Here is a 24,789-nt window from a genome sequence, read left to right on the forward strand (position 1 = left end):
CCCAGCGGTCCTAGACCAGGGCCTCCGCCTGCAACGTGCGGAAGGCCGAACCGTGGAAGACCAACGGGTCATGGGCCCCGTCGTGTCCGGCATGGCCGTGGACCCGCAGGAGGACCACATGGTGGTCCCCGGCGGGGAATTCGCGTTCCACGCTGCAGTCCAACCACAGGGAGGCCTCGTTCAGGAACAGGGCCCCTTCATCGGTGGAGTCCAGCCGCAACCCGGCAAACCGGTCACCCGATTTGGAGGCGATCTGCCGGCAGACCCGCTCATGGGCCTCGCCGAGAACCGACACGCCGATCCGGCCCGCGGCCCGCACGATGGGCCAGGTCCGGGAGCTGTTCTGCACCGCGAACATCACCAACGGAGGGTCCATGGAGACCCCGACGGTGAAGGAGGAGGCGACCAGGCCCTGGGCCTCGCCATCGATGATCGCGCACAGGGCGGCGATTCCCGAAGGGTGGCGCGCGAAGGCCTGGCGGAGTGCGTCGGGTTGAAGATCATGGGACAGTGTCATCTGCTCTGCTTCCGGCGTATGGCACACCGGTGGATCCCGGGATCCACACGGGGTGCGGTACTTGCCGCCCGGGGAGCCGGACGGCCGAATCATCACCTGGAGCACCCCACTACCGTGAGAGGGTTGCCGGCCACCCAGCCAGGGCTTGGAAGGTGGCGCTCTTGATTCATGGTCCACGCTAGGGCCGGTGGGTCCCCGGGGTCAAAGATCTCCGCAATATTTCGCAAGATCGCCTCCCGGGGGCCACAGCCGGAGGCACATGGGCCGCCGACGATGTCGGGCCTTAACGACCGAGGGGCCCTGCGCTTACGCGCAGGGCCCCTCGGGTCCACCGTGGTCGGCTCCACCTCCCGTGGGGAGGGTAGCCGGTTCGCGGTGGTGGCTACTTCTTCGCGGCGACGACCTGCAGGTCGATGGTCGCGGAGACGTCCTCGTGCAGACGGACGGTTGCCTGGTAGTTGCCGGTCGACTTGATGTGCTCGGGGATTTCCACCGTGCGCTTGTCGATCGAGCCGAGGCCGGCGGCCTCGACTGCGTTGGCGATATCGGCGGTCTTGACGGTGCCGAAGAGGCGACCACCCTGGCCGGCCTTGACCGTGATCTTGACCGCCTGGGCGGACAAGTTCTGGGCCAATGCCTGGGCATCCTCGAGGGATGCGATGGCGCGAGCAGTGCGGGCGGCCTTGATGGACTCGACCTGCTTCTCACCACCCTTGCTCCAGAGCAGCGCGAAACCGCGGGGCAGCAGGTAGTTACGTGCGTAACCATCCTTCACCTCGACGACCTCGCCAGCGGTACCAAGACCGGTTACTTCGTGGGTCAGAATCAGCTTTGCCATGGTGTTATCCCTTTCCTAGCCGCGGCCGGCGCCGGAGTAAGGCAGCAGGGCAACTTCGCGCGCGTTCTTGATGGCCTGGGCGATCTTGCGCTGCTCCTGGACGGAGACGCCTGTCACGCGACGGGCACGGATCTTTCCGCGGTCGGAAATGAACTTGCGCAGCAATGCTACGTCCTTGTAGTCGATGACGGTGATGTCAGCGGCCTTCAAGGGATTGGACTTTGGTTTGGGCTTACGGAGTTCAGCCTTAGCCATCGTGGAGCTCCTTTATCTGGTGGAGCCCGCAGAATTTTTCCGCGGGATGGTGAATAAGAGGTGTTGCTTTAGAAGGGTGGTTCGTCGGACCCGCCGGCATTGCCCCATCCACCGTTATTGGAGGAGGAGGCCCAGGGGTCCTGAGCCGGAGCGTTCCAGGTGCCGCCCTGGTTTCCGCCGGGGTTGCCCCCACCGAATCCAGCGTTGCCGCTCTGGTTTCCGCCACCGAAGTTTCCTCCGGCATTACCGCCGCCGAAGCCGCCACCACCCGAGTTGTTGCGCTGGGTGCGGGTGACCTTGGCGGAAGCGTAGCGAAGCGAGGGGCCGATCTCGTCGGCATCCAGCTCCATGACGGTGCGCTTCTCGCCTTCCTTGGTTTCGAAGGAACGCGACTTCAACCGACCCTGGGCGACGACGCGCATGCCCTTGGTCAGCGTCTCGGCGACATTTTCGGCAGCATCGCGCCACACCGATGCGCGAAGGAACAGCGTTTCGCCGTCCTTCCACTCACTGGTCTGGCGGTCGAAGGTCCGCGGGGTCGAGGCAATGGTGAAGTTCGCCACTGCAGAACCGGACGGGGTGAAACGCAATTCCGGGTCAGCGGTGAGATTTCCGATGACCGTGATGACGGTTTCGCCTGCCATGGTGCCTCCTTGAGTCGGTTTCTACGAAAAGTCGACGCAGACTACTCTGCGACGACCTTCTGGTCTTCCGGGCGGGTGATCTTGGTGCGCAGGATCGTCTCGTTGAGCGAGAGCTGGCGGTCAAGTTCCGCGGAAGTGGCCGGGGTAGCGGTGAAGGTAACCACCGCGTAGATGGCTTCTGCCTTCTTCTTGATCTCGTAGGCCAGCCGGCGGCGGCCCCAGATATCAACATTGTCGACGGTGCCACCATCGTTGCGGACGACATCAAGGAACTTGCCAAGAGTCGGTTCCACGGTACGTTCGTCGACCTCGGGGTCGATCAGTACCATCAGTTCGTATGCACGCATGTGAACCCACCTCCTTTGGGCTAAACGGTCACGGTCTTTCCGTAACAGGAGGTTCTGTGCGTTGGCCGAAGTCGTTTCAGGGGTCAGAAACGGCACAAACAGCCTGACACATCATACCCGATGCCGGTTCCACCACCCTAACCCGCGCCTGCGGCGAAGCGCAGGGGGCCCCTGGGGCCTGTGGACGGCGGCGGCTCAGCCGGCGAAGAACCCCCGGGTCACGCGGGCCAGGGCCAACGGATCCTCGACCGCACACATTTCACGGGCCGAGTGCATCGAGAGCAAGGCGATGCCGACGTCGACGGTGCGGATGCCCAACCTGGTCGCGGTCAGCGGTCCGATGGTCGACCCGCAGGGCATGACGTTGTTGGAGACGAACTCCTGGTAGGGAACGTCGGCCGCCCGGCAGAGGCCCGCCCAGAGCCCGGCCCCGACCGCATCGGTGGTGTAGCGCTGGTTGGCGTTGATCTTCAGCAACGGGCCGCCACCCAGGACCGGGCGGTTGGCCGGATCGTGGCGCTCGGGATAGTTGGGGTGCACGGCGTGGCCGGCATCGGCGGAGATGCACACCGAGTCGGCGAAGGCCCGGGCCCGTTCCTGGACCCCGCCGCCTGCCGCGTCGACGATGCGTTCGAGCACATCCTGCAGGAAGGGCCCGCTGGCCCCCGAACGGGAGGCCGAGCCGACCTCCTCGTGGTCGAAGGCCGCCATCACCGCGATATGTCCGGGCCCGCCGTCGTTCCCGGAGAAGGATTCCGTCCCCGCCCCCGACTGTTCGGCGTGACCGATCAGCGCCAGCAGGGAGGCGTGCACCGAGGAGAGGTTGTCCAACCGCTGGGAGGCCAGGAACTCGCCCCGGCTGCCGAAGACCGCAGGCTCCTGGGCAATGGTGGTGACGATGTCGTATCCGGTGATCGTGTCCGGGTCGACGTCTGCGTCCTCGGCCAGCAGGGCCAGCAGATCGGCCTGGCTCGGGTCCCCGAGCCCCCAGACCGGGTTCATGTGCTGCTGCTTATCCAGGGCGAGCCCGTCATTGACCGCCCGGTCCAGGTGGATGGCCAGCTGCGGGAAACGCAGCAGGGGGCCGGTCTTCACCAGGTGTTCGGCCCCGTCGGAGGTGACCACGCGGCCGGAGAGGATCAGTTCGCGATCGAGCCACGAATTCAGCAGCGGTCCCCCGTAGACCTCGACGCCTGCCTGGAGCCAGCCTTCGCGGCCGGTCGTCGGCTTGGGTTTGAGCTTGAACCCGGGGGAGTCGGTATGGGAACCTAGGATGTGGAATCCGGTGGTGGCGGTGGTTCCTGCGGGAACGAACCAGGCGATGACCGCCCCGTCACGCACCGTGTAGTAGCCGCCGGGGGTGTCGTCCCAGTCCTGAGTTTCGGCCCGCCGGGTGAACCCGGCGCCGTCGAGCCGGCGGGCGACCTCGGTCGCGGCATGGAAGCTGGACGGCGATGCCGTGACGAACGCCCCCAGGTCCTTGGCGTGTTCCTGTGCTTCCGACGTGGCCATACCCATCCTTAGGTGTTGTGTGGTCCGCAACTCAACCGCGGTTCCTGCCATTCCACCCGCCGTGGCGGTAAACGGCAAATGCCACCGCCAGCACGCCGACGCCCATCACCACCGGTCCGGCCACCGGCTGGTGGAGCACCGCGACGAGAAAGGCCCCCGAGGCGATCAGCACCACGGCCAGCATGAACCACGGGTTCCGCAGGAATTCTATGTTCATGACCTAGTAGTCCAGGCCCTGGCTCGGAACCACCAGGCCGGTCTCGTAGGCGTAGACGACGGCCTGGACGCGGTCACGCAGATGCAGTTTCGTCAGGATCCGCCGCACATGGGTCTTCACCGTGGCCTCCGAGAGGAAGAACCGGTGGGCGATCTCCGCATTCGAGAGCCCCTCGGAGATGGCCCCGAGCACCTCAAGTTCACGGGGGGTCAGATCCTGCAGGAGGGGATCACGTTCGGGATGTCCCGTGGCCGACGCGGCGGTTTCGGCCCCCTGCGGCGTCGTGCTCTCCGACGGGGCACCATCGGGCCGTCGCACATAGGTTTCCAGCAGCCGGGCCGTGATACGCGGGGCCACCACGGCATCGCCGCTGGCCACCAGCCGGACGGCATTGACCAGTTCGGCCGGGGCCACGTCCTTGAGCAGGAACGCCGAGGCGCCGGCCCGCAGACCGGCGAAGGCATATTCGTCCAGGTCGAAGGTGGTCAGGATGATGATCTTCGCGGACGGGACCTGTTCGGCGATGCGACGGGTGGCCTCGATCCCGTCCACCTTGGGCATGCGCACGTCCATGAGCACGACGTCGGGGATGGTTTCCAGCGCGAGGGCCACCCCCTCCTCGCCATCGGAGGCCTCCCCGGCGATGGAGAGGTCGTCTTCACCCTCCAGGATGAGCCGGAATCCCATGCGCAGCAGTGGCTGGTCATCGACCAGCAGGATGCGGATGGGGTCCCCCGGTCGCGGTTCCGCGGGGCCCGGTGGCATGGGGTGTTCGTTCATCGTGTGGTTTCCCCCTGGGATGACTGGTGTTCGATGGCCTGTTCGGGAACGGTGAGGATGGCGTGGACGACCCAGCCTCCGCGGGGTCCGGGGCCGGCATAGACGGACCCGTCGTAGATGGCGGCGCGTTCGCCCATGCCCTTGAGGCCCTGGCCGCTGCCGATGGCATCGCGGGTGGTCCCGGGGAGCTGGCCGTTGTCGGTGACCTTGATCCGTACGGTGTCTTCGTCCCGGGAAAGGTCCACGTTCACGCGGGTCACCCCCCGCCCGTAGCGCAGCACATTGGTCAGCGACTCCTGCACGATCCGGTGGATCGTTAGTTGGAACGCGGCGTCGACGGGGAGCGCGGAACCGGAGTGTTTGATCTGCAGCGGGAGCCCGGCAACCCGGAACCCTTCGAGCATGTCACTCAGTGAGGACGACGCCGGTTGGGGCGCCAAGGGGGCGTTGGACCCGTCGCGGAGCACTCCGATGACACGGCGCATATCCGCCAGGGCCCCGCGTCCGGTGGAGGAGAGTTCGTCCAACACCCCGGCGGCGCGTTCGGGGTCGCGCTGCAGCACGACCCGGGCCCCGTCGGAGAGGGCGATCATCACCGAGAGCGAGTGGGCGACCACGTCATGCATTTCCCGGGCGATGCGGTTGCGTTCGGCCACCTGGGCCAGGCGTTGGACCCGGGAACCCCAGTTGGCCAGTTCGGCTTCATGCAGCCTCTTATTGCGGACCGTGGCACCGATGCCCACGACGGAGAAGTTCGACAGGACGGTCAGCGCAGCCATCATCCAGACGAACGTTTCCGCTGGGGGGGTGTCTTCGACCAGGAACCGGGTGGCCGCCTCGGGTACTTGGAAGGCCGGCAGGACAACGACGAACTGCACGAGGAGTTGCATGGCGCTGAGCAGCGCAGCCATCGTGAACATACGCCGGGCGGTATATAGCGTGGCCGTCGTGTAGAGGACGAGCCAGACGGCGATGCTGGTCGCCGAGAAGAAGGGGTCCATCAGCTGCATGCCGACTGCCAGGAGGAAGACCACCCCCAACACGGCCATCGGCCAGCGCCGCCGGAAGACGAGCAGGACAGAAATGAGGAGCACGCCCACCCAGGGCGCCCAGCGGCCGTTGACCGCCGATTCCAGCCCAGAGGCCGCGGTGACCAGGAAATAGGCGACGGCCAGCGCCACATCAACGCACGTACGGTGCGAACGCATGAAACGGCGCAGCGGGCCCCGCCGCTGATCGGTGAGCTCGGCAAAGGTCTGCGCCGGTGTCTCCGGGACCTCCCCCGGCGGTGCTGTGCTCATGATCCCAGCTTAGCTTTCGGTCTCAACGGGTGGGTGGGTCCGGGAAAACCGCGGGTGGCGGCGGCCGTTCGTTCCGCCACCACCCGCGGTGGATCAAGATGCCGGCCGGGGCCCCGGCCGGCGATGGCGACTAGACGTCGCGGCGCCGGATGACCAGCATGGTGGCCACGATCGGGATCACGGCCCAGAGGCCCAGGACCACGCCGGACTGCCACTGCTCCAGCGCGCCGTCGGCGGGCGTGGCGCCGACGAGGTTGGCGAAGGAGGCATCCGGCAGGAAACGGCTGGTGTCCTGGATGAAGTCGTTGGTAATCAGGGCCAGGACATTTGGTAGGACGAAGACGATCCCGACGAGCGTGACGATCGCCCCGGCCGAGTTGCGCAGCAGACCACCCAGCGACATGCCGAGCAGGGCAATGACGGCCACATAAGCGGCACCGATCCAGAGGTAGCGCTGGAACGTCTCGCTGGAGAGATCCTGTTCCAGCGAATAATTGGACAGGATCGGCATGATGACCAGGGCCGCCAGCAACGTCGAGACCACGGTGAGCACGAGGGACACCACCGCAACCAGCAGGGTCTTGGCCAGGACAACAGGGGTTCGTTTCGGGATGGCGGCGAAGGTGGCCCGGGCCATGCCGGTGGTGAATTCGGAACTCATGACCAGCACGCCGATGGAGCCGACGATGAGCTGGGAGAACATGATCCCCGAGGAGGCAATCGAGTTGCCGAGCTCTTCCATATCTCCCATGGCCGCCGCGGCTTCGGGATCACCGCTGAGGGCCTCCTGCGAGGAGCCGATGCCCCAGGCTGCCACTGCGGCGATGCCGATCATGATGACCAGCGTGGTCAGCAGGAGGATGAGGGAGGAGGGCACCGAGGTGAATTTGATGGTCTCGGAGCGTACGGCCCTGCCGAAGGAGGTTCCCTTGCCCTCGGTGGTGCGGGGCTGCTGGGCCGCGGGGGCCTGGTGGGTGTCGGTGCTCATTTGCTGGCCCGCCTTCCGGTTTCACGTTCTTGCTCGGCCCCGGTGACCGGGCCCGAGTGGTATTCGACGTCGTCGCGGGTCATGTCCATGTAGACGTCCTCGAGGGAGGCCTGCAGCGGGGTGAGTTCGTAGACCAGCACGTTGGTGTCCAGCGCCCGGCGGGCGATGTCGCGGGGGGTGATGCCCTGGATTTCGAGGGCATCGGGGCCCGTGGTGGTGACCGTGACTTCCGGTGCTGCCAGCGATCTGACCAGTTCGTCGGGGGTGTCGGTGCGCACCTTGGTGCGGGCGCCGCCGGCCCCGGAGAGGACGTCGGCCATGGGGGCGTCGGCCAGCAGCTTGCCGCGGCCGATGACGATCAGGTGGTCGGCGGTCTGCGCCATTTCGCTCATCAGATGTGAGGAGAGGAAGACGGTGCGGCCCTCGGCGGCCAGGCCCTTGGCCATGTTCCTGACCCACAGGACGCCTTCGGGGTCCAACCCGTTGACCGGCTCATCAAGGATCAGGGTGTGGGGATCCCCCAGCAGGGCGGCGGCGATGCCGAGGCGCTGACCCATGCCCAGCGAGAACCCACCGACCTTCTTCCGGGCCACGGGGGCCAGTCCGGTGAATTCGATGACCTCGTCCACGCGGCGGTTGCCGATGCCGTGGGTCGCGGCCAAGGTGCGCAGGTGGTTGCGGGCCGAGCGCGATTTGTGCACGGCCTTGGCCTCCAGCAGCGCCCCGACCTCACGCAGCGGGGCCGCGTGCTCCGCATAGCGTTTGCCGTTGACGGTCACGTTGCCGCCCGTGGGGCGGTCGAGACCGACGATCATGCGCATCGTGGTGGATTTGCCGGCGCCGTTGGGGCCGAGGAAGCCCGTGACCTTACCGGGCTGGACGGTGAAGGACACGTCGTCCACCGCGCGTTTCGAGCCATAGTTCTTGGCGAGAGAGGTTGCCTGGATCATGCTTCCACGCTACGCACCCGTCCCGGTGGCGTCGCCGCCCCTACGGATGATCTTCGACCCCGCCGGTGTACGACTTCAGGACGACGGGCCGGTGGTCCTGTGGCGGGACCGGTCGTGCGGGGGCTCAGCGAATGAGGCGCAGGGTGCGGGCCTGGTCGATGGCCGCGGTCCGCGTATCGACCCCGAGCTTGGAGTAGATGTGGATCAGGTGGGTTTTGACCGTTGATTCGGAGATGAACAGTTCCCGGGCGATCTGCCGGTTGACGAGCCCCCGGGAGAGCAGACCGAGCAGTTCGAGTTCGCGCGGGCTCAAATCGGTGGCCGCGTTCCGGGCCGCGGGGTCCATCCGGGCGGCCACCTCTTCGGAGAGGACCCGCCGCCCCCGGGCGGCATCCCGGACCGCGGCGGTCAGCCGTGCCAGCGGGGCATCCTTGAGCAGGTAGCCGGCCGCTCCCGCATCGAGGGCGGTCCGGATATCGGAGTCTGAATCATAGGTCGTGAGGATGAGGACGGGCGGTCCGCCGGCCGAGCGGATCCTGCCGGTGGCCTCGACCCCGTCCATGCCGTCCATCTGCAGGTCCATCAGCACCACGTCCACGTGTTCGCCGAGGGTTTCCAACCGGTTCAACTGGGCGATCGCCGCCGCACCGTCGGCGGCCTCCGCCACGACGCGTAGTCCCGCCTGCTCGGTCAATACCGCCTTCAGCCCGGCCCGGACCACCGGATGGTCATCCACCAGCAGCAGGTTCAGTTCATCCATGTCCATCCTCCGTTTCGCAGGGGATCCGCACGGCCACCACGGTGCCCTCCCCGGGCGCCGATTCAACCTCCACGGTTCCGTCGAGGGCGCCGATCCGCGCCCTGAGTCCAGAAAGGCCGAATCCCGTCCCGTCATCGCGCGGCGTGGCAGGCAGCGTGTCGGGATCAAAGCCGATCCCGTCGTCGTACACATCCAGGGTGACCTCCCCGGCCAGGTAGCCCAGGCTGAGGATGGCCCGAGAGGCCCGGGCGTGGGCCAGGACGTTGGCCAGACAGGATTGTCCGGCGCGCAGCAGGGCCCCGGCGACGTCGGGGCTCAGTGCCTGCGCCTCGCCGTCCTCCCGGAATCGGCATTCCAGTGCGTCCCCGGCGGCCCGTGCGGTGCGTTCGGTGGAGGCGCAGAGCCGGGCGAAGCGTCCGGCCAGGGCCCCGGCGGCGGCTTCGGCGGTTCCGGCGGAGAGCCCCCGGACGAAGTCGCGGGCCTCGCCCAGGTTGTCCGAGGCGGTGGTGGCCACCGTTTCGAGACGCTGGCCGGCCAGTTCAGTATCCCCGGAGTCCAGGGCGGCACGGGCCGAACGGGAGACCAGCACAATGCTGGAAAACCCCTGGGCGAGGGTGTCGTGGATATCGCGGGCGAGTCGTTCGCGTTCGGCCAGGACTCCGGCGCGGTGCTGCTCCCCGGCCAGCGCGGCCCGGGTACGGCGCAGCTCATCCAGGGCCCGACGTTGGTTCACGCCCTCGGTGTAGAGGGCCTGGTAGGCGAAACCCATGACGACGGAGAACGCCGCCCCGAAGACCGGACCGACGATCCCGGCGACCATCACCGACCCGGCATGGGCCCATTGGGCGCCGATGACCACCAGGGTCAGCCCGACGATGGCCAGCAGGGCGGTGCGGGTGCGCAGCAGATGCATCTGCAGGAAGAACAGCGGGAAGGCGAGCCAACTGAAATCGGGGTGCAGGGCCATCAACGCCAACCACAGCACGACGACGATCAGCAGCCAGCTGCGCGAGAACCGGCTCGGATCCGGGGCGAGGCCGTGGGCGTATCGGTTTTCCCAGGTGGTACCCCACAGATAGATGACGGCCAGGACCCCGGCCAGCAGGATCGAAGCCAACCGCGTGGCGGGGGTCGTATCGGTGACCAGGACCCGCACGATGCCCACCATCAGCAACAAGGCGAAGCCCACATGCAGGGATACCCGCAGCACGCGCAACACCATGCCACCGGGAGTCTGCCGCAGTGCTGCGGCCTCGGAGCCCGGCGGGGCGGGGGGTTGATTCGGTTCGTTCACGGTTCCAGCCTAGGGCGAGAGGTCTGCCGGTGGTTCCACCGTTTGGTGGACCTGCCGCCGCGGCGGCCTGCCGATCCACCGGAAGGCGGGCAGCGGATCGCGTTCGGCCCCGGCGTAGGGTCCTGCCTGCGGGTCGTCCTGGCCGACCCGTCGGACCGGATCGGTCTGCGGATCCCAGATGCTGCGGGCCACCTTGTACATCAGATAGGCGGTGGCCAGCATATGGGCGGCCACGGCCAACACGTAGAACGCCTCGGGGAAGGTGTTCTGCTCCTTGATGTCGGCGCTGGACGAATACAGGTACATCCAGATCGCCCAGAAGTGCAGGGCTTCGACCACCTGCCAGACCAGGAAGTCACGCCACCGCGGCCAGGCCAGGGCAGCCAGCGGGATGAGCCAGACCACGAACTGGGGCGAATAGACCTTGTTGAACAACACGAAGGCGGCGACGACGAGGAAGAGCAGCGAGGCCACCCGCGGCCGCCGGGACGCCAGCAGCCCCAGCACGGCGATTCCCGCGCAGCTGGCGGCGAAGAGCCAGAACGCGGCGGAGTTGATGACCTCGGGGGTGAATTCGGGGGCCCCGGGCAGCACGCCGGCGGTGACGTTCCAGGCATGCCAGAGCGAGGACAGCCCCGCCCCGCGATCCCGCGTGAATTCCAGGAAGTAGCTCCAGGCCCCGAAGTTGGCGATCATGAACGGCAGGTTCACCACCAGCCATGACCCCGCGGTGCCGGCAGCGACCATCAGCAGCGGGCGCCATCGTCCGGTGCGCAGGGCCAACACCAGCACGACGCCCAGGAAGAGGATCGGGTACACCTTCATCGAGGCACCCAGACCGATGAGGATCCCGGCCACCAGCGGCTTCTCCCGGGCGAAGGCCAGCAGGGCCAGGGCCAGGAACGCGACGGCCCACACATCCCAGTTGATGGTCGAGGCCAGGATCATTCCCGGGGCCAGGGCGACCATCACGGCATCCCAGGGCCGCCGGCCTGCGGCCCGGGCGGTGGCGATGACGATGATGAACCAGAGGACCACCACCATCAGCAGGTTCACGTCAAAGAAGGCCAGCGTCCGGTCGTAGTCCCCGGGCACCACCAGCAGGGCCGCGAAGGAAGCCACCGCCGACATGAGCACCGGATATTCGAAGTGGGCCCCGTCGGCGAAGGGGGCGAAGGCATTGGTGTCGAATCCGCGGGAGGCGAAGAGGGCGGACCAATCCGAATAGCAGGCCCAGATATACGCGTTGGAACCACCCCACCCCAGGGTGCGGCACATGTTCTTGGCCAGAATGGCCACGATCGCCGCGACGATCGTCAGGACCACTAGCACGCGTTCGATGGTGAAGAACCCCGGAGACACCCGCCCCGGGGAGGTGAAACGCCCCAACGGGCCGCCGATGACCTCGGTCAGCCGGCGCAGCAACGGATCATTGCGGCTGGGCACGGTGATCCGCAGCGGGCCACGCCGCGTCCCCCGGGACGTGGAGGTTCCCCGGTCCGTGAAGTGGCGGGCCGGGGGCCTGGGCTTCTCGCTCATGGAATCAGCCTATCCGGCGCGGCCGTACAGCAGATCGCCCCCGGATGTATCGCACACCACATCCGGCGTTAACCCGCTGGTGGGTCCCACGACACCTCCACTGCCTAGCGTCGAAACCATGCAGCAGCCACAGAGTGAAAACGTCCTGGTCGTCATCCCAGCCCGCGGCGGATCGAAGGGCCTCCCGTTGAAGAACCTGCGCCCGGTGGGCGGCACGTCGTTGTTGGCCCGCGCCATCGACGCCGCGCTGGCCGCCCCGTCGGTCACCGACGTCGTGGTCAGCACCGACCATTCGCAGATCCGCAACGAGGCCCACGCCCGGGGGGCCCGCGTCATCGACCGTCCGGCGGCCCTGGCTTCCGACGGGGCCAGCAGCGAATCGGCCCTCGGCCACGCCCTGGACACCCTCGAGCACCTTCCCGACGTCGTCGTGCTGCTGCAGTGCACCTCCCCGTTCATCAACCCGGCCCATCTGGAGGCCGCCGTGGCCTCGGTGCTGCAGAACGAGGCGGATGTCTGTTTCAGCGTCACCGAGGACCATTCGTTCATCTGGTCGACGGAACAGGGGGCCGTGACCGCCGTGGGCCACGACGCCGGACACCGCCCACGACGCCAGGATCGGATCCCCCAATACCGCGAGACCGGCGCCTTCTACGCGATGCGCACCACCGGATTCCGCCAGGCCAACCACCGCTTCTTCGGGAGGCTGAAGTTCCAGGTCGTTCCGGCCTCCGACGCCCCCGAAGTCGATTCCCCCGAGGACCTGGACCTGGTCTGCGCGTTGGCGGCCCGGCGCGCCGGCCGGGCCTCCGGCCCGCCGCTTCCGGGCATCGACGTGGACGCCCTGGTGACCGACTTCGACGGCGTCCACACCAACGATGCGGCCCTGCTGGCCTCCGACGGCTCCGAGTCCGTCACCGTGTCCCGCTCCGACGGGATGGGCATCGCCCGGTTGCGCCGGGCGGGGAGGCCGATGCTCATCCTGTCCACCGAAACCAACCCCGTGGTCGCCACCCGCGCCGCCAAGCTCGGCGTCGACGTCGTGCACGGCGTGCAGGACAAGGCCGGCCGGCTCCGCGCCTGGATCGATGAGCACGGCCTGGACCCGGCCCGGGTGGCCTATGTCGGCAACGACGTGAACGACGTGGCCGCCATGGATTCCGTCGGCTGGCCGATCGCCGTCGCCGACGCCCGCCCCGAAGCCCTGGCCGCCGCCCGCCTCGTGCTCCAGAAGCCCGGCGGCCGGGGAGCCGTCCGTGAGGTCTGCGAACGCATCCTCGAAACCCCCCACCGTCCAATGGCCGCACGGCTGTTGGTCTCCACCCCCTGAAACACCTCCAACGAAAGGGAACCATCATGACCACCGAAGCCATCACGCAGGACGCCCCCGTGAACATCGGCACCGAAAGGATCGGGGCCAGCCAACCGGTCTACGTCATCGGCGAGATCGGGATCAACCACAACGGCGATGTGGACGTCGCCAAGCAGCTGATCGACCTCTCCGCGGCCGCCGGCGCCAACGCCGTGAAGTTCCAGAAGCGCACCCCGGAGATCTCCACCCCGCACGACATGCGCGATAAGATCCGCTCCACCCCGTGGGGGGAGATGACCTACCTGGACTACCGGTACAAGGTCGAGTTCGACGCCGCCCAGTACCGCGACATCATCTCCTATGCCCGCAGCCAGGGCCTGGAGGCCTTCGCCTCTCCCTGGGACGTCCCCTCGGTCGAGTTCATGGAGGAGCAGGGCGCCGCAACCCATAAGGTGGCCTCGGCCTCGGTGACCGACCTGGAGCTGCTGCGTGCCCTGCGCGAGACGGGCAAGCCGATCATCCTGTCCACGGGCATGTCCACGATCGAACAGATCGACACTGCCGTGGAGACGCTGGGCACCGGGAACCTGGTCCTGATGCATGCCACCTCCACCTACCCGCTGCCCCCGGAGGAAGCGAACCTGCGCATGATCCCGACATTGCAGGAACGCTACGGGGTCCCGGTCGGCTATTCCGGGCACGAACGCGGTCTGCAGATCTCGTTGGCCGCCGTCGCCCTCGGGGCGGTGACGGTCGAACGACACATCACCCTGGACCGGACCATGTGGGGCTCCGACCAGGCCTCCTCCCTGGAACCGAAGGGCTTCGAATCGCTCATCCGCGATATACGGATCCTGCAGGAGGCCATGGGCGACGGCGTCAAGAAGGTCTTCCCCGGCGAGCTCGCCCCGCTCTCCCGCCTGCGCCGCGTCGACGCGTAGTCCCGGGACGACGAGATGACCACCCCCTTGCTCAGCATCGTCGTGCCGGCGAAGGACCAGGCCCCCTTCATCCGCGACACGATGACCAGCCTGGAGCACCAGTTCGACGATCCACGGGCCCTGGAGGTCATCGTCGTCGACGACGGTTCCCGTGACGGGACCGGGGAACTGGTGGAGGCCTTCGCCGACCGGCTCCCCGGACTGGAGATCCTGCGCAACCAGGAGGCCCGGGGCCTGGCCACCGCCCGCAACCAGGGCCTCGAGGCCGCCACCGGCACCACGGTGGCCTTCCTGGACGGCGACGACTGGCTGGCCCCGGGCCATCTGCCTGCCTGTCTGGCAGCCCGGGACCGGCTGGACGTGGACTTCCTGCGGGTCGACCACATCCGCGTCACCGACGGGCGCCGCACCATCCACCGGGCCCCGCAGGCCCGCAGGGACACGGTCCTGGACCCCCGGGCCTCGATCCTTCCGGAGACCGGGACCACCCTGGTCGACTACCCGTATGCGTGGGCGGGAATATTTCATCGGCGGCTGGCCGACGCCGGCCTGCTGCACTTTCCCGACGGATTGTTCACCGCCGAGGACCGCCCGTGGATCTGGCGCCTGCACCTGAACGCCGAGTCCTTCGCCGTCATCGAATCCCCCGGGGTGCTCTATCGGCGCGGGGTGGCCACCTCGCTGACGCAGATCCAGGACCGCCGGCAGCTCGACTTCGCTCGGGCCTTCGCCCTGGCCTTCGAGGTCGTGGCCGCCGATCGCGACTCCCCGACCTACTGGCCCAAGGTGATCCGGCAGTTCATGGCGGTCTGCTGCCACCACCTCTCCCGCAGCGCCGGAATGACCGCGGCGGTGAAGTCGGAGCTGGAGGCGGCGATCACCCGCACGATGGCGGCAGCCCCCCGCGGGATGCTCATGGCGGCCCTCGACGGGCTCGAGGCCCGACGACGGGCCCTGCTGCTGCCCCTGCTTCCCGCCAACACGTCGACCACCCCTCCCCCGGAAGGAGCCCGATGATCCAACTACTCACCGCGTCCACGCTGTTCCAGGTGGCCTCGCTGGCCGCGATGATCGATGCCGGGGCGCTTCCGGCACCGCGGGGCGAACGCGTGCTGCTGCTCATCGACGGATCCCAGCAGCCCGAGCTGACCGGCAGCATCGCCGACTCCCCGGGCTTCGGTGACCTGGCCTCCCGGTTCGACCGGGTCGAGGACTTCGGCGAACTGCTGTTGCCGCGTCGGCCGGCCCAGTTCAATCCGCGCGAGGAGGAACTGTACCTGTGGCAGCGGCTCCTCCGACGTGGCCTCGGCCTCGGGGCGGAGGACGTGCAACTGGTCGTCGATTCGATCCAGGCCAATCCGGCCCGGGCGATCCTGCGGATCTTCCACGATTCACTCTTCCTGGTCCACTCGGACGGACTGATGACCTACGGTCCCACCCGCAACCTGCTCCCGGCCTCGATCCACCAGCGGCTCGACGGGCTGCTCTACCTCGATCTGGTGCCCGGACTGCAGCCGTTGCTGTTGCGCGAATTCGCCCCGCCACTGATCCCGGTGCCCCCGCAACCGCTGGCGGACCTCATCGCCGGGCTCGCCCGCTCCACCATGGTGCACGATCCCCGCCCGGCAGCCAACGGCCGGCCGAAGACCGCGTTGGTGCTCGGCCAGTACCTCGCCCACCTGGGGCTCATGGACGATGAGGAGGAACGTGTCCTGCATCGCGAGATGCTGCGCGAAGCCGAACGCCATGGTGCGACGGCGGTGATCTTCAAACCCCACCCGGCCGCCGGCCCCGCCTCCGGACGCCAGCTCGAAGAAGATGCCGCCGCACTGGGTCTGCAGTTCACCCCACTCCAGGAACCGGTGCTGGCCGAAACGGCCGTCGCCCTGCTGCGCCCCGACGTCGTCATCAGCTGCTTCTCCACGGCGCTGCTGACCATCCGCGCCCTCTTCGGCACCGAAACCGCTGCCGTGGGGACCGAGATGATGCTCGAACGCCTCAGCCCGTACGAGAACTCCAACCGGATCCCCGTCACCCTCATCGACGCGCTCCACCGCCGGGGCCTGCCGCTGCCCGGTGACGACCCCCTGGGCTCCGAGGGGTCGCTGACCCGGCTGGTCACCGCCGTCGGATACTGCATGCAGCCGCAGCGGCTGGCCGCGGAGGAGGCCACCACCCGGGAATTCCTAGCCGGACACCACGCCCGCTTCGCCAAGTACTTCAAACGCCGCCGGTTGACCCGCCTGGATCTTCCCGGGGCCCTGCCCGCCGGACGGCCGGCCCCGGGGCTGGCGGCCCGACTGACGCGGCGCCTTCCCGCCCGGGTGCACCGGCGGCTGGGCCGGGGTCTGCGGTCGATGCCGCGCCGACTGTCCACCGTGGCCTCCTGTGTCGCCCGCGGTTGAGCTGCCCGAGGGCGCGGGAATGAACGGTCGGGCCCGCCGGGTGGCGTTGGTGCCCCAGGTCCAGCGGCCGCGCTTCGGGCGGGCCGACGTCTGGGTGGAATCCCCGCTGCAACTGCTCAGCGCCATCGAGGCCCACGGGGCGGGACTGCTGGGCCGGCACTCCACCATCCACCCGCGCGGAGGCACCGCCGGCATGGACACCACCGTGCGCGCCCTGATGGCGCAGGCGCCCCCGGGGGTCGGTTTCAGCGGTCCGGGCCCACAGGAACCCCCGGCCCCGGACCGACCGGCCGACCGGTGGGTCACCGGTGATGCGTTCTCCGGAAGGATCCAGCGTCGCCTCATGGGTCCGGTGCATGCCGAGGAGTTCGTGATCATCGACGACGGGTTGGCGACGGTGAAACTGCTGCAGTTGCTCACCGGGGACCGCCCGGTCCCGCTGGTGCGCTCCCGCGGCCCCCGGAGCAGCTCCCGCAACGCCCTGGGGGTGGCCAGCTGGTATCGCCTCCGCGCCCTGGCCCGCCAGGGGCGGCTGCTGGCCTGCACCGCCCTGCCGATCAGCCACGGGGTCGAACAGGCCTTCCGTCAGCTCGGCGGGCATCTGGAGCATCACCGGTTCGAATGGCTGGGCACCCAACCGGTGACCGAACGGTTCCTCGAGCCCACGATCGTCGTCGGGTCGGCCCTGGCCGCCGACGGACTGATCGGTCGCGCCCCGTACCTGTCCTGGGTCCTGGACCAGACCGGCGACGGACCGGTCGGTTATTTCCCGCACCGTCGCGAGGACCCGGGGTTCCTGGCCGAACTGGCCCGGCACCCGCTGATCACCGTGCACCCGAACACCATCCCGGTGGAAATGCGCCTGCGCGGCCTGCGCCGGGGGCAGCGGGTCACCGCCCTGCCTTCCACGGTGCTGCCCTCGTTGCGCCTGCTGTTGCGTCCGCGGCAGGTAGCAATCACCGGACAGCCGATCCCCGGACACTGGTGGACCGATGCCGCCTCCCCCGCCCTGCGCGCCCACCTGGGGACGTCCGTGGAGGAGCCGGGCTCGTGAGCATCCCGCCGCAGGCCCCGCCCCGCATCCTCGCCGTGGCCGATAGCGATTCGTACTTCAAGTTCGCCTGCGCGAGCGTCGATGCCCTCGGCCCCGGCTGGGACCGCCGGGTGGTCCTGGCCCGCACCCCCCTCCTGCCGACGACCGAACAGCGGGCCGGCGCGGTCGCCGGGACCTTCCTGGACGGGGCAGGGCCCACCACCGTCCTCCCGTTGCATCGCCTCGGGCCCCTGCTCGACTCCGCCGATGTGGTGTTGGGTGCCGCCACGGGCCCGGTGGTCCAGGAGCTATTCCACCGGGTCGCCTCCCGCCGGCGGGGGTGCCGCAGGAACACCGCACTGGTCTCCGCCCTGCCCGGGGTCGCCTACCCGGCCACGGAGAAGGCCATGGACTTCCGCGCCCTGGGGGACCTCTTCCTGGCCCATGGACTGGCCGAGGCCCGGGATTTCTCCGGGGTGCTGTCCCGGTTGGGCAGCGACCAGCCGGTCCTGGCCACCCGACTGCCCTTCCTGGTCTCGCGCGGGGAACCGGTCAGGGATGCGACGCCGGTGGACTCGGTGGTCTTCGCCGCCCAGGCCAAGTTCCCGTTCCACCGGACCGACCGTGAACGGATCCTGAAGGCACTGGCCCGCACGCACCGGGCGAACCCCGGGGTGGAGGTCATCGTGAAATTGCGGGCCCGCGACGGCGAACCGCAGACCCACCGCGAGGCCCACCCCTACGACCGGCTCTGGGCCGGATTGACCGCCGACGGCGCGGTGGCCGGGGATGAGGTCACGTTCGCGACCGGGGCCATGGCCGCGGTGCTGCGGCCGGGGACCCTGGTCGTGACGGTTTCCTCCACCGCCGTCCTGGAGGCGGTGGACCGGGGTCTTCCCGCCGTCGTCCTGACCGATTTCGGTCTAAACCGAGCACTCTACAACCTGGTGTTCGACGGCAGCGGGCTGACCGGGTCGTTGCAGGACGTGGAGGAGTTGAAGGTGCTGCGGCCGGAGCCCACCTGGCTGGCCGAGCACTACTTCCACCCGCCCGACGCGGTGGCCTCCGGGGCCTTGGAACAACTGGCCCGGCGCGCCCGGGCAGGCGCCTTGACGACCTCCCCGGAGGCCCTGGCCCGCACCGGTCGGATGGCCCTGCACCACCGGTTGCGCACCAGGCTTCCACGGCCCCTCCTGCGCCTGGTCCGTGGCCTGCCCCACCGGCGGTTCCCGGCCCGCGCCGACCCCCCGAACGGCCGCTGAAGGACCCGGGGCAAACCACCCGGGAATAACCGGGCCGCCGCGTCACTTAGAATCGTTGTGGCCTTCGGCCGCCCAAGAACCGTTCTGCTGTAGGAGTCACTGTGTCGGGAAACCCCATTCGGGTCGCAATCATTGGTGTGGGGAACTGCGCCACCTCGCTCATCCAGGGCGTTGAATACTATAAGGATGCGGACCCGGAGACGAAGATTCCCGGTCTGATGCACGTCCAGTTCGGCAAATACCATGTCCAGGACGTCTCGATCGTCGCCGCCTTCGACGTCGACGCGAAGAAGGTCGGACTGGATCTCGCCGAGGCCACCACCGCCAGCGAGAACAACACCATCAAGATCGCCGACGTGCCCACCACCGGCGTCACCGTCCAGCGCGGGCACACCCTGGACGGCCTGGGCAAGTACTACCGCGAGACCATCAAGGAGTCCGACGCCGCCCCGGTCGACGTCGTCGCCGCGCTGAAGGAATCCGGCGCCGATGTGCTGGTCTGCTATCTTCCGGTCGGTTCCGAGCAGGCAGCGAAGTTCTACGCCCAGTGCGCCATCGATGCCGGCGTCGGCTTCGTCAACGCCCTGCCCGTCTTCATCGCCGGGACCAAGGAATGGGCCGATAAGTTCACCGCGGCCGGGGTGCCGATCGTCGGAGACGACATCAAGTCCCAGATCGGGGCCACCATCACCCACCGCGTGATGGCCAAGCTCTTCGAGGACCGCGGTGTGACACTGGACCGGACGTACCAGCTCAACGTCGGCGGCAACATGGACTTCAAGAACATGCTCGAGCGTGAACGCCTCGAATCCAAGAAGGTCTCCAAGACCCAGGCCGTCACCTCCAACACCTCGGCACAGCTCGGCGCCGACGACGTGCACATCGGCCCCTCGGACTATGTGGCCTGGCTCGATGACCGCAAGTGGGCGTATGTGCGCCTGGAAGGCCGCAACTTCGGTGACGCCCCCGTCTCGCTGGAGTACAAGCTCGAGGTCTGGGATTCGCCGAACTCCGCCGGAGTGATCATCGACGCCATCCGTGCCGCCAAGATCGCACTGGATCGCGGCATCGGCGGCCCGCTGCTCTCGGCGTCCTCCTACTTCATGAAGTCCCCGCCGGAGCAGTTCAACGACGAGGCGGCCCACGAGAGCGTCGAGGCGTTCATCCGCGGCGACATCGAGCGCTAGGAACCACGGCCCAGAATGCGACGGCGGCCGGCCCCTTGAACAGGGGCCGGCCGCCGTCGTCGTCTGCTCAGAAGAGTCCTACGGCATTCCCGTTCCCGTCCACATCCATGCGCATCGCCGCCGGGACCTTGGGCAGACCCGGCATGGTCATGACGGCCCCGGTCAGCGCCACGATGAACCCGGCCCCGGTTTTGGGGATCAACTCACGCACCTGGAGGGTGAACCCCTCGGGGGCGCCCAGCAGTTTCGCGTCGTCGGAGAACGAATACTGGGTCTTGGCCATGCACACCGGCAGCGAATCCCACCCGTTCTCCACGATCCCGGCCAGTTGCCGGCGCGCGCTGGCCGAGAATTCGACGTCGGCACCACCGTAGATATCGCGCACGATGGTGCGGATCTTCTCCTCCACCGGCAGCTCCAGGTCATAGAGGTGGTGGAAGTCCGAGGGCCCTTCCACGGCGGCCAGCACCTTGGCGGCCAGTTCCCCGGCCCCCTCGCCACCACGGCCCCAGACGTCGGCCACTGCCGCCTCGACCCCTTCGGCGGCGCACCAGTGGAGCACGGCGTCGAGTTCGGCCTGCGTATCCGTGGCGAACTGGTTGATCGCCACGACCGGGGCCAGCCCGAACCGTCCGATGTTGCGCACATGCCGGGCCAGGTTCGGCAGCCCCCCGCGCACGGCCTCCACGTTTTCCGGTCCCAGCCCATCCTTGGGGACTCCCCCATGCATCTTCAACGCCCGGATGGTGGCCACCAGCACCACGGCGGACGGCGGGCAATCCGCATAGCGCGCCTTGATGTCCATGAACTTCTCGGCCCCCAGATCGGCGCCGAAACCCGCCTCGGTGACCACCACGTCGGCCAGCCGGCGGGCGGTGTTGGTGGCGATGGCCGAATTGCAGCCGTGGGCGATGTTCGCGAAGGGGCCGCCGTGGACCAGTGCGGGGGTCCCGGCGATGGTCTGGACGAGGTTGGGTTCGATGGCGTCCTTGAGTAGCAACGTCAGCGCCCCCTGGACGTCGAGTTCGGACACGCTGACCGGCCGGCGGTCGAAGGTGTACCCGATCGTCATCCGTCCCAGCCGCTCGCGCAGGTCGTCGAGGTCGGTGGCCAGGCAGAAGACCGCCATGACCTCGGAGGCGACGGTGATGTCGAAACCGTCCTGCCGGGGCATTCCCTCGGTGGGTCCACCGAGACCGATGACGATGCTGCGCAGGGCCCGGTCGTTGACGTCCATCACGCGTTTGAAGGTCATGCGCCGCGGGTCGATGCCCAGCTCGTTGCCCTGCTGGATGTGGTTGTCGACCAAGGCCATCAGCAGGTTGTTGGCACTGGTGATGGCGTGGAAGTCACCGGTGAAGTGCATGTTGATGTCCTCCATCGGCAGCACCTGCGAATATCCACCGCCGGCCGCCCCGCCCTTCATCCCGAAGATCGGCCCCAGCGACGGTTCCCGCAAGGCGATCATCGTGCGGGTTCCGGTGGCGGCCAGGGCGTCACCGAGACCGACGGTGACCGTGGACTTGCCTTCCCCGGCCGGGGTGGGGGACATCCCGCTGACCAGGACCACCCGTCCCGGACCCGAGCTGGCCTCGGGCAACCCGGCCCGATTGATCTTGGCCTTGTACCTCCCGTAGTTCTCCAGCGCCTCCGCCGGAATGCCGGCCGCTGCGGCGATCTCTTCGATCGGCTTCAACGTCGCCCGCTGGGAAATGGCCAGGTCGTTCATGGCCTCCGGGGCACTATCGGGTTGCTCGGCGGTACTGCTCATCTGCTCACGGACCTTCCCGGCCATCGGCCGTCATGTCGTCCGGCGGACCACCTTGTCACGCCGGTGACCCCCAAGCTACCAGCGATCCATGGCGCCGTCCCGGGATCGCGGGCCACGTTTTAAGCGGCAAAGCCCGCCGGTGAAGCCGGCGGGCTTTGCGGTGGGGGCGGATAACCCGTTCATGCTCTTCCTCCTGGGGGTCGGTCGCTGATCTGGCCGGATGAACCGGCGGCGTACCGACTTAGCGAAAGCGGAAAAGCATTTCCGGGGGGAGCTGGGATTCGAGGCGGGTCCTGGGCTCGGGGTTATACAAGGTGTTCAACCATTGCGGGCCCAGGGGCTTCCTACGTCTGTTCTGCACGTCATTCACCTCCCCGGTACACATCGGGGCGGGTGGGCTGGCGGGCAGCCGAGTCGTTCATCAGGGGCCGGGCGCGGAGGACGTCGGGGCCGGTGACGAAGAGTTCGGCGGAGCGGGGGCCGGAAGGGCCGGTGGTGCTGGATTGCGCGGACATCGCTGTTCCTTCGTTCGAAACCTCGGGGTGGGGAGGCCTGGAACAGCTGCGCTGGTGTCTAGCGGTTCGCCGTTCCGGGGGCGGGGATCAGGGCACGATGACGGGGTCCGGCAGCGTGCGCAGTGGTAGCCACTGCCTGCGTGTTCTGGATGATCATCACGATTCCCACCTCCTTCGGTGAACGGGCCGAGCGCATCGGCGGTCAATAGGTCCACGGGTCGAAACATCTCATTGAGATCTCTCAATCACCGTTAACAAACTAACCCGGGATCGGCCTCGAGCGCCAGCCCGGGCCGGAAATTTTCTGTGATTCGTGCTGGACCCCGGCGCGTCGGCGACGACACGCCGGGTTCGTCGGCGGGCGGTTACAGTCCCCAGGCCTCGACGGCGGGGGTCTTCTTATCCCAGCCCAACCGGCAGACTTCCGCGGTGCCCAGCAGGAAGTGGCGTCCCTGTCCTGCTCCGAGCCCCAACCAGGTCGCCGCGAGGATGCGGGAGAAGTGGCCGTGGGAAAAGAGCACGGCGTTCCCGCCATCCGCCAGCTCGCTGCGCACCCGTTGCACGATCCTCTCGGCGCGGACCCCGACCTGCTCGATGGTTTCCCCGGCCGGGACCCCGTCATCCCAGATCAGGTAGCTGGGGTTCCTTTCGCGCACCTCGGCCGAGCGGACGCCTTCGTAGTCCCCGTAGTCCCACTCATGGGCGTAGTCCACGACTTCGGCACCGGGGAATCCTGCGAGTTCGGCGGTATGCCAGGCGCGTTGGGACGGGCTGGTCATCACCAGGTCGAAGGAGGTACCGGCCTGCTGGATGCTGGTCAGTTTCGCGCCGGCGACCCGGGCTTGCTCCTCGCCATGGGGCGTCAGCGGAAGATCCGTCAGCCCGGTGTACTGGCCGCTGCGCGACCATTCGGTTTCCCCGTGGCGGACCAGCCATAGGCGCGGCAATTCACTCATCGTTCATCCTCTTCTCGTCCGTTTCCTGCTCGGGTCCCTGCCCGGACCACCACTCGACCAGCGCCTTCGACGCGGCCTCGGGCCCCATCGGGCCATGGTCCAACCTCAGGTCCAACAGAAACTTATAGGCCCGCCCGACCTCAGGGCCGGGCCCGATCCCCAGCAGTTCCATGATCCGTCCACCGTCGAGGTCGGGACGAATGGCGTCCATCTGTTCCTGCTCGGCCAATTCCTCGATCCGGCGTTCCAGGTCGTCGCAGGCGAAGGCCAGGTATTCGGCCTTGCGTCGGTTGCGGGTGGTCACGTCCGAGCGGGTCAGCCGCAACAGGCGTGGCAGCACCGATCCGGCATCGGTGACGTAGCGGCGCACCGCAGAGTCCGTCCAGCCGGCGTCCCCATACCCATAGAACCGCATATGCAGTTCCACCAGGCGGGCCACCGACTTGATGGTGTCGTTGTCGAAGCGCAGCGCGCGCATCCGCTTCTTGGCCAGTTTGGCGCCGACGGCATCGTGGTGGCGGAAGCTGACCGCCCCGTTGGGTTCGAAGCGTCGGGTCGCCGGTTTGCCGATATCGTGCAGCAGCGCGGCGAAGCGCAGTACGAAGTCGGGTCCGGGCACCTCGCCCTCCGCTCCGGTCTCCAGCGAGGCTGCTTGGTCCAGGACCTGGAGGGAGTGTTGGTAGACATCCTTATGCCGGTGGTGTTCGTCGACCTCCAGGCGCAGAGCGGAGACCTCGGGCAGCACGTGGTCGGCCAATCCGGTGCGCACCAGCAGGTCGACGCCCTCCCGCGGGTGGCGGCCGGTCATCAGCTTGATGAGCTCGTCGCGGACCCGTTCGGCGGAGATGATGTCGATCCGTGCCGCCATATCGGTCATCGCGGCTTCGACCTCGGGGTCCACCGTGACCCCCAGCTGGGCGGCGAACCTCGCGGCCCGCATCATCCTCAGGGGGTCATCGGAAAAGGACGACGCCGGGGTTCCGGGGGTGCGGATCAGCCCCTGTTCCAGGTCCTTGAAACCCCCGTAGGGGTCCACCAGTTCCAGCTCGGGCAGGCGCAGCGCCATCGAGTTCATGGTGAAGTCCCGACGGTACAGGTCCTCCTGGAGCGAGGTTCCGAAGGCCACCACCGGCTTGCGGGAAGCCGGGTCATAGGCGTCCGCCCGGTAGGTCGTGACCTCGATCGTGTGTTCGGCACGGCGCAGGGCGATGGTGCCAAAGGCCCGGCCGACCTCCCAGGTGGCGTCCGCCCATCCGGCGACCACGGCCAGGGTCTGGTCCGGATCTGCGTCGGTCGTGAAATCCAGGTCCGGTGAGACGCGGCCCAGGAACAGGTCCCTGACCGGGCCCCCAACCAGGGACAGGGCGTGGCCGGCCGCGGTGAAACGGTCGGCCAGTTCGAAGACGACGGGGGGAAGGAGCGTCCTGAGGGCGGATGGTGCGGGTAGCTGCTGCATAGTCCGTTA

General features: G+C 68.1%; 25 protein-coding genes and 1 riboswitch. Of the genes, 7 read left to right on the forward strand and 18 right to left on the reverse strand.

Going from position 1 to position 24,789, the window contains the following annotated elements:
- Positions 1-10: 10 nt before the first annotated feature.
- The 14 genes from ACT3S2_RS11820 to ACT3S2_RS11885 form a co-directional block, all read right to left on the reverse strand.
- Positions 11-517, reverse strand: coding sequence for a flavin reductase family protein (locus tag ACT3S2_RS11820; protein ID WP_444554428.1), 507 nt, complete (start codon positions 515-517; stop codon positions 11-13).
- Positions 518-569: 52 nt separating this feature from the next.
- A riboswitch (SAM riboswitch) is annotated at positions 570-684 on the reverse strand.
- A 215-nt stretch (positions 685-899) separates the two neighbouring features.
- Positions 900-1,355 (reverse strand): 50S ribosomal protein L9, encoded by a 456-nt coding sequence (rplI, locus tag ACT3S2_RS11825; protein WP_444554429.1) that lies wholly within the window; start codon positions 1,353-1,355, stop codon positions 900-902.
- Positions 1,356-1,370: 15 nt separating this feature from the next.
- On the reverse strand, positions 1,371-1,610 hold the full coding sequence (gene rpsR, locus ACT3S2_RS11830) for a 30S ribosomal protein S18 (RefSeq protein ID WP_007269381.1): 240 nt from the start codon (positions 1,608-1,610) through the stop codon (positions 1,371-1,373).
- A gap of 68 nt (positions 1,611-1,678) precedes the next feature.
- A complete protein-coding gene (locus ACT3S2_RS11835) occupies positions 1,679-2,254 on the reverse strand; it encodes a single-stranded DNA-binding protein (RefSeq protein ID WP_444554430.1) in 576 nt (191 codons plus the stop codon).
- 41 nt (positions 2,255-2,295) lie between these two features.
- Entirely contained in the window at positions 2,296-2,601 is a 306-nt protein-coding gene (gene rpsF / locus ACT3S2_RS11840) for a 30S ribosomal protein S6 (protein ID WP_444554431.1), read from the reverse strand.
- 195 nt (positions 2,602-2,796) lie between these two features.
- Positions 2,797-4,119, reverse strand: coding sequence for a M18 family aminopeptidase (locus ACT3S2_RS11845; RefSeq protein WP_444554432.1), 1,323 nt, complete (start codon positions 4,117-4,119; stop codon positions 2,797-2,799).
- A gap of 25 nt (positions 4,120-4,144) precedes the next feature.
- On the reverse strand, positions 4,145-4,330 hold the full coding sequence (locus ACT3S2_RS11850; RefSeq protein ID WP_444554433.1) for a hypothetical protein: 186 nt from the start codon (positions 4,328-4,330) through the stop codon (positions 4,145-4,147).
- A 3-nt stretch (positions 4,331-4,333) separates the two neighbouring features.
- Positions 4,334-5,110, reverse strand: coding sequence for a response regulator (locus ACT3S2_RS11855; protein WP_444554434.1), 777 nt, complete (start codon positions 5,108-5,110; stop codon positions 4,334-4,336).
- Positions 5,107-6,411, reverse strand: a complete 1,305-nt coding sequence (locus tag ACT3S2_RS11860) for a sensor histidine kinase (RefSeq protein ID WP_444554435.1) — start codon at positions 6,409-6,411, stop codon at positions 5,107-5,109. The genes ACT3S2_RS11855 and ACT3S2_RS11860 overlap by 4 nt, the downstream gene beginning before the upstream one ends.
- Positions 6,412-6,541: 130 nt before the next feature.
- The gene (locus ACT3S2_RS11865) at positions 6,542-7,399 is read right to left on the reverse strand and encodes an ABC transporter permease (protein ID WP_444554436.1); all 858 of its coding nucleotides are present in this window, start codon (positions 7,397-7,399) and stop codon (positions 6,542-6,544) included.
- Positions 7,396-8,349, reverse strand: a complete 954-nt coding sequence (locus ACT3S2_RS11870; RefSeq protein WP_444554437.1) for an ABC transporter ATP-binding protein — start codon at positions 8,347-8,349, stop codon at positions 7,396-7,398. Before ACT3S2_RS11870 ends, ACT3S2_RS11865 begins: the two co-directional genes overlap by 4 nt.
- 124 nt (positions 8,350-8,473) lie before the next feature.
- Complete coding sequence (locus ACT3S2_RS11875; RefSeq protein ID WP_444554438.1) at positions 8,474-9,109, reverse strand: response regulator; 636 nt, start codon at positions 9,107-9,109, stop codon at positions 8,474-8,476.
- Positions 9,102-10,403, reverse strand: coding sequence for a sensor histidine kinase (locus ACT3S2_RS11880; RefSeq protein WP_444554439.1), 1,302 nt, complete (start codon positions 10,401-10,403; stop codon positions 9,102-9,104). The genes ACT3S2_RS11875 and ACT3S2_RS11880 overlap by 8 nt, the downstream gene beginning before the upstream one ends.
- Before the next feature lie 9 nt (positions 10,404-10,412).
- Complete coding sequence (locus ACT3S2_RS11885; RefSeq protein WP_444554440.1) at positions 10,413-11,942, reverse strand: glycosyltransferase family 87 protein; 1,530 nt, start codon at positions 11,940-11,942, stop codon at positions 10,413-10,415.
- 118 nt (positions 11,943-12,060) lie between these two features.
- Between ACT3S2_RS11885 and ACT3S2_RS11890 the strand changes: the two genes are divergently transcribed.
- The 7 genes from ACT3S2_RS11890 to ACT3S2_RS11920 all read left to right on the forward strand — a co-directional run bounded on the left by ACT3S2_RS11890 (position 12,061) and on the right by ACT3S2_RS11920 (position 20,082).
- Positions 12,061-13,272, forward strand: a complete 1,212-nt coding sequence (locus ACT3S2_RS11890) for a cytidylyltransferase domain-containing protein (protein WP_444554441.1) — start codon at positions 12,061-12,063, stop codon at positions 13,270-13,272.
- A gap of 26 nt (positions 13,273-13,298) precedes the next feature.
- Positions 13,299-14,195, forward strand: a complete 897-nt coding sequence (locus ACT3S2_RS11895) for an N-acetylneuraminate synthase family protein (RefSeq protein ID WP_444554442.1) — start codon at positions 13,299-13,301, stop codon at positions 14,193-14,195.
- Positions 14,196-14,210: 15 nt separating this feature from the next.
- Positions 14,211-15,212 (forward strand): glycosyltransferase family 2 protein, encoded by a 1,002-nt coding sequence (locus ACT3S2_RS11900; protein ID WP_444554443.1) that lies wholly within the window; start codon positions 14,211-14,213, stop codon positions 15,210-15,212.
- The gene (locus ACT3S2_RS11905) at positions 15,209-16,600 is read left to right on the forward strand and encodes a polysialyltransferase family glycosyltransferase (RefSeq protein ID WP_444561748.1); all 1,392 of its coding nucleotides are present in this window, start codon (positions 15,209-15,211) and stop codon (positions 16,598-16,600) included. The genes ACT3S2_RS11900 and ACT3S2_RS11905 overlap by 4 nt, the downstream gene beginning before the upstream one ends.
- Positions 16,601-16,619: 19 nt before the next feature.
- Positions 16,620-17,654 (forward strand): hypothetical protein, encoded by a 1,035-nt coding sequence (locus tag ACT3S2_RS11910; protein ID WP_444554445.1) that lies wholly within the window; start codon positions 16,620-16,622, stop codon positions 17,652-17,654.
- Complete coding sequence (locus ACT3S2_RS11915; protein WP_444554446.1) at positions 17,651-18,895, forward strand: DUF6716 putative glycosyltransferase; 1,245 nt, start codon at positions 17,651-17,653, stop codon at positions 18,893-18,895. The genes ACT3S2_RS11910 and ACT3S2_RS11915 overlap by 4 nt, the downstream gene beginning before the upstream one ends.
- Before the next feature lie 101 nt (positions 18,896-18,996).
- Positions 18,997-20,082, forward strand: a complete 1,086-nt coding sequence (locus tag ACT3S2_RS11920) for an inositol-3-phosphate synthase (protein ID WP_444554447.1) — start codon at positions 18,997-18,999, stop codon at positions 20,080-20,082.
- A gap of 67 nt (positions 20,083-20,149) precedes the next feature.
- Here the strand turns inward: ACT3S2_RS11920 and ACT3S2_RS11925 are convergent, their stop codons facing one another.
- The 4 genes from ACT3S2_RS11925 to ACT3S2_RS11940 form a co-directional block, all read right to left on the reverse strand.
- The gene (locus ACT3S2_RS11925; RefSeq protein ID WP_444554490.1) at positions 20,150-21,811 is read right to left on the reverse strand and encodes a formate--tetrahydrofolate ligase; all 1,662 of its coding nucleotides are present in this window, start codon (positions 21,809-21,811) and stop codon (positions 20,150-20,152) included.
- Positions 21,812-22,215: 404 nt separating this feature from the next.
- The gene (locus ACT3S2_RS11930) at positions 22,216-22,368 is read right to left on the reverse strand and encodes a hypothetical protein (protein WP_444554448.1); all 153 of its coding nucleotides are present in this window, start codon (positions 22,366-22,368) and stop codon (positions 22,216-22,218) included.
- A gap of 365 nt (positions 22,369-22,733) precedes the next feature.
- A complete protein-coding gene (locus ACT3S2_RS11935; protein ID WP_444554449.1) occupies positions 22,734-23,324 on the reverse strand; it encodes a histidine phosphatase family protein in 591 nt (196 codons plus the stop codon).
- The gene (locus ACT3S2_RS11940; protein ID WP_444554450.1) at positions 23,317-24,780 is read right to left on the reverse strand and encodes a CCA tRNA nucleotidyltransferase; all 1,464 of its coding nucleotides are present in this window, start codon (positions 24,778-24,780) and stop codon (positions 23,317-23,319) included. Before ACT3S2_RS11940 ends, ACT3S2_RS11935 begins: the two co-directional genes overlap by 8 nt.
- Positions 24,781-24,789: the final 9 nt, after the last annotated feature.

Origin of the sequence: Arthrobacter sp. AOP36-A1-22, from assembly GCF_052377615.1 — a bacterium.
Classification (GTDB): Bacteria; Actinomycetota; Actinomycetes; order Actinomycetales; family Micrococcaceae; genus Arthrobacter_H.

Coding starts and splice junctions, on each gene's coding strand:
- ACT3S2_RS11935 (WP_444554449.1), bottom strand. CDS start 23,324: ATGAGTGAATTGCCGCGCCTATGGCTGGTCCGCCACGGGGAAACCGAA.
- ACT3S2_RS11940 (WP_444554450.1), bottom strand. CDS start 24,780: ATGCAGCAGCTACCCGCACCATCCGCCCTCAGGACGCTCCTTCCCCCC.
- ACT3S2_RS11900 (WP_444554443.1), top strand. CDS start 14,211: ATGACCACCCCCTTGCTCAGCATCGTCGTGCCGGCGAAGGACCAGGCC.
- ACT3S2_RS11845 (WP_444554432.1), bottom strand. CDS start 4,119: ATGGGTATGGCCACGTCGGAAGCACAGGAACACGCCAAGGACCTGGGG.
- rpsF (WP_444554431.1), bottom strand. CDS start 2,601: ATGCGTGCATACGAACTGATGGTACTGATCGACCCCGAGGTCGACGAA.
- ACT3S2_RS11870 (WP_444554437.1), bottom strand. CDS start 8,349: ATGATCCAGGCAACCTCTCTCGCCAAGAACTATGGCTCGAAACGCGCG.
- ACT3S2_RS11855 (WP_444554434.1), bottom strand. CDS start 5,110: ATGAACGAACACCCCATGCCACCGGGCCCCGCGGAACCGCGACCGGGG.
- ACT3S2_RS11930 (WP_444554448.1), bottom strand. CDS start 22,368: ATGTCCGCGCAATCCAGCACCACCGGCCCTTCCGGCCCCCGCTCCGCC.
- ACT3S2_RS11885 (WP_444554440.1), bottom strand. CDS start 11,942: ATGAGCGAGAAGCCCAGGCCCCCGGCCCGCCACTTCACGGACCGGGGA.
- rpsR (WP_007269381.1), bottom strand. CDS start 1,610: ATGGCTAAGGCTGAACTCCGTAAGCCCAAACCAAAGTCCAATCCCTTG.
- ACT3S2_RS11910 (WP_444554445.1), top strand. CDS start 16,620: ATGAACGGTCGGGCCCGCCGGGTGGCGTTGGTGCCCCAGGTCCAGCGG.
- ACT3S2_RS11865 (WP_444554436.1), bottom strand. CDS start 7,399: ATGAGCACCGACACCCACCAGGCCCCCGCGGCCCAGCAGCCCCGCACC.
- ACT3S2_RS11835 (WP_444554430.1), bottom strand. CDS start 2,254: ATGGCAGGCGAAACCGTCATCACGGTCATCGGAAATCTCACCGCTGAC.
- ACT3S2_RS11890 (WP_444554441.1), top strand. CDS start 12,061: ATGCAGCAGCCACAGAGTGAAAACGTCCTGGTCGTCATCCCAGCCCGC.
- ACT3S2_RS11875 (WP_444554438.1), bottom strand. CDS start 9,109: ATGGATGAACTGAACCTGCTGCTGGTGGATGACCATCCGGTGGTCCGG.
- ACT3S2_RS11895 (WP_444554442.1), top strand. CDS start 13,299: ATGACCACCGAAGCCATCACGCAGGACGCCCCCGTGAACATCGGCACC.
- ACT3S2_RS11925 (WP_444554490.1), bottom strand. CDS start 21,811: ATGAACGACCTGGCCATTTCCCAGCGGGCGACGTTGAAGCCGATCGAA.
- ACT3S2_RS11905 (WP_444561748.1), top strand. CDS start 15,209: ATGATCCAACTACTCACCGCGTCCACGCTGTTCCAGGTGGCCTCGCTG.
- ACT3S2_RS11850 (WP_444554433.1), bottom strand. CDS start 4,330: ATGAACATAGAATTCCTGCGGAACCCGTGGTTCATGCTGGCCGTGGTG.
- rplI (WP_444554429.1), bottom strand. CDS start 1,355: ATGGCAAAGCTGATTCTGACCCACGAAGTAACCGGTCTTGGTACCGCT.
- ACT3S2_RS11860 (WP_444554435.1), bottom strand. CDS start 6,411: ATGAGCACAGCACCGCCGGGGGAGGTCCCGGAGACACCGGCGCAGACC.
- ACT3S2_RS11820 (WP_444554428.1), bottom strand. CDS start 517: ATGACACTGTCCCATGATCTTCAACCCGACGCACTCCGCCAGGCCTTC.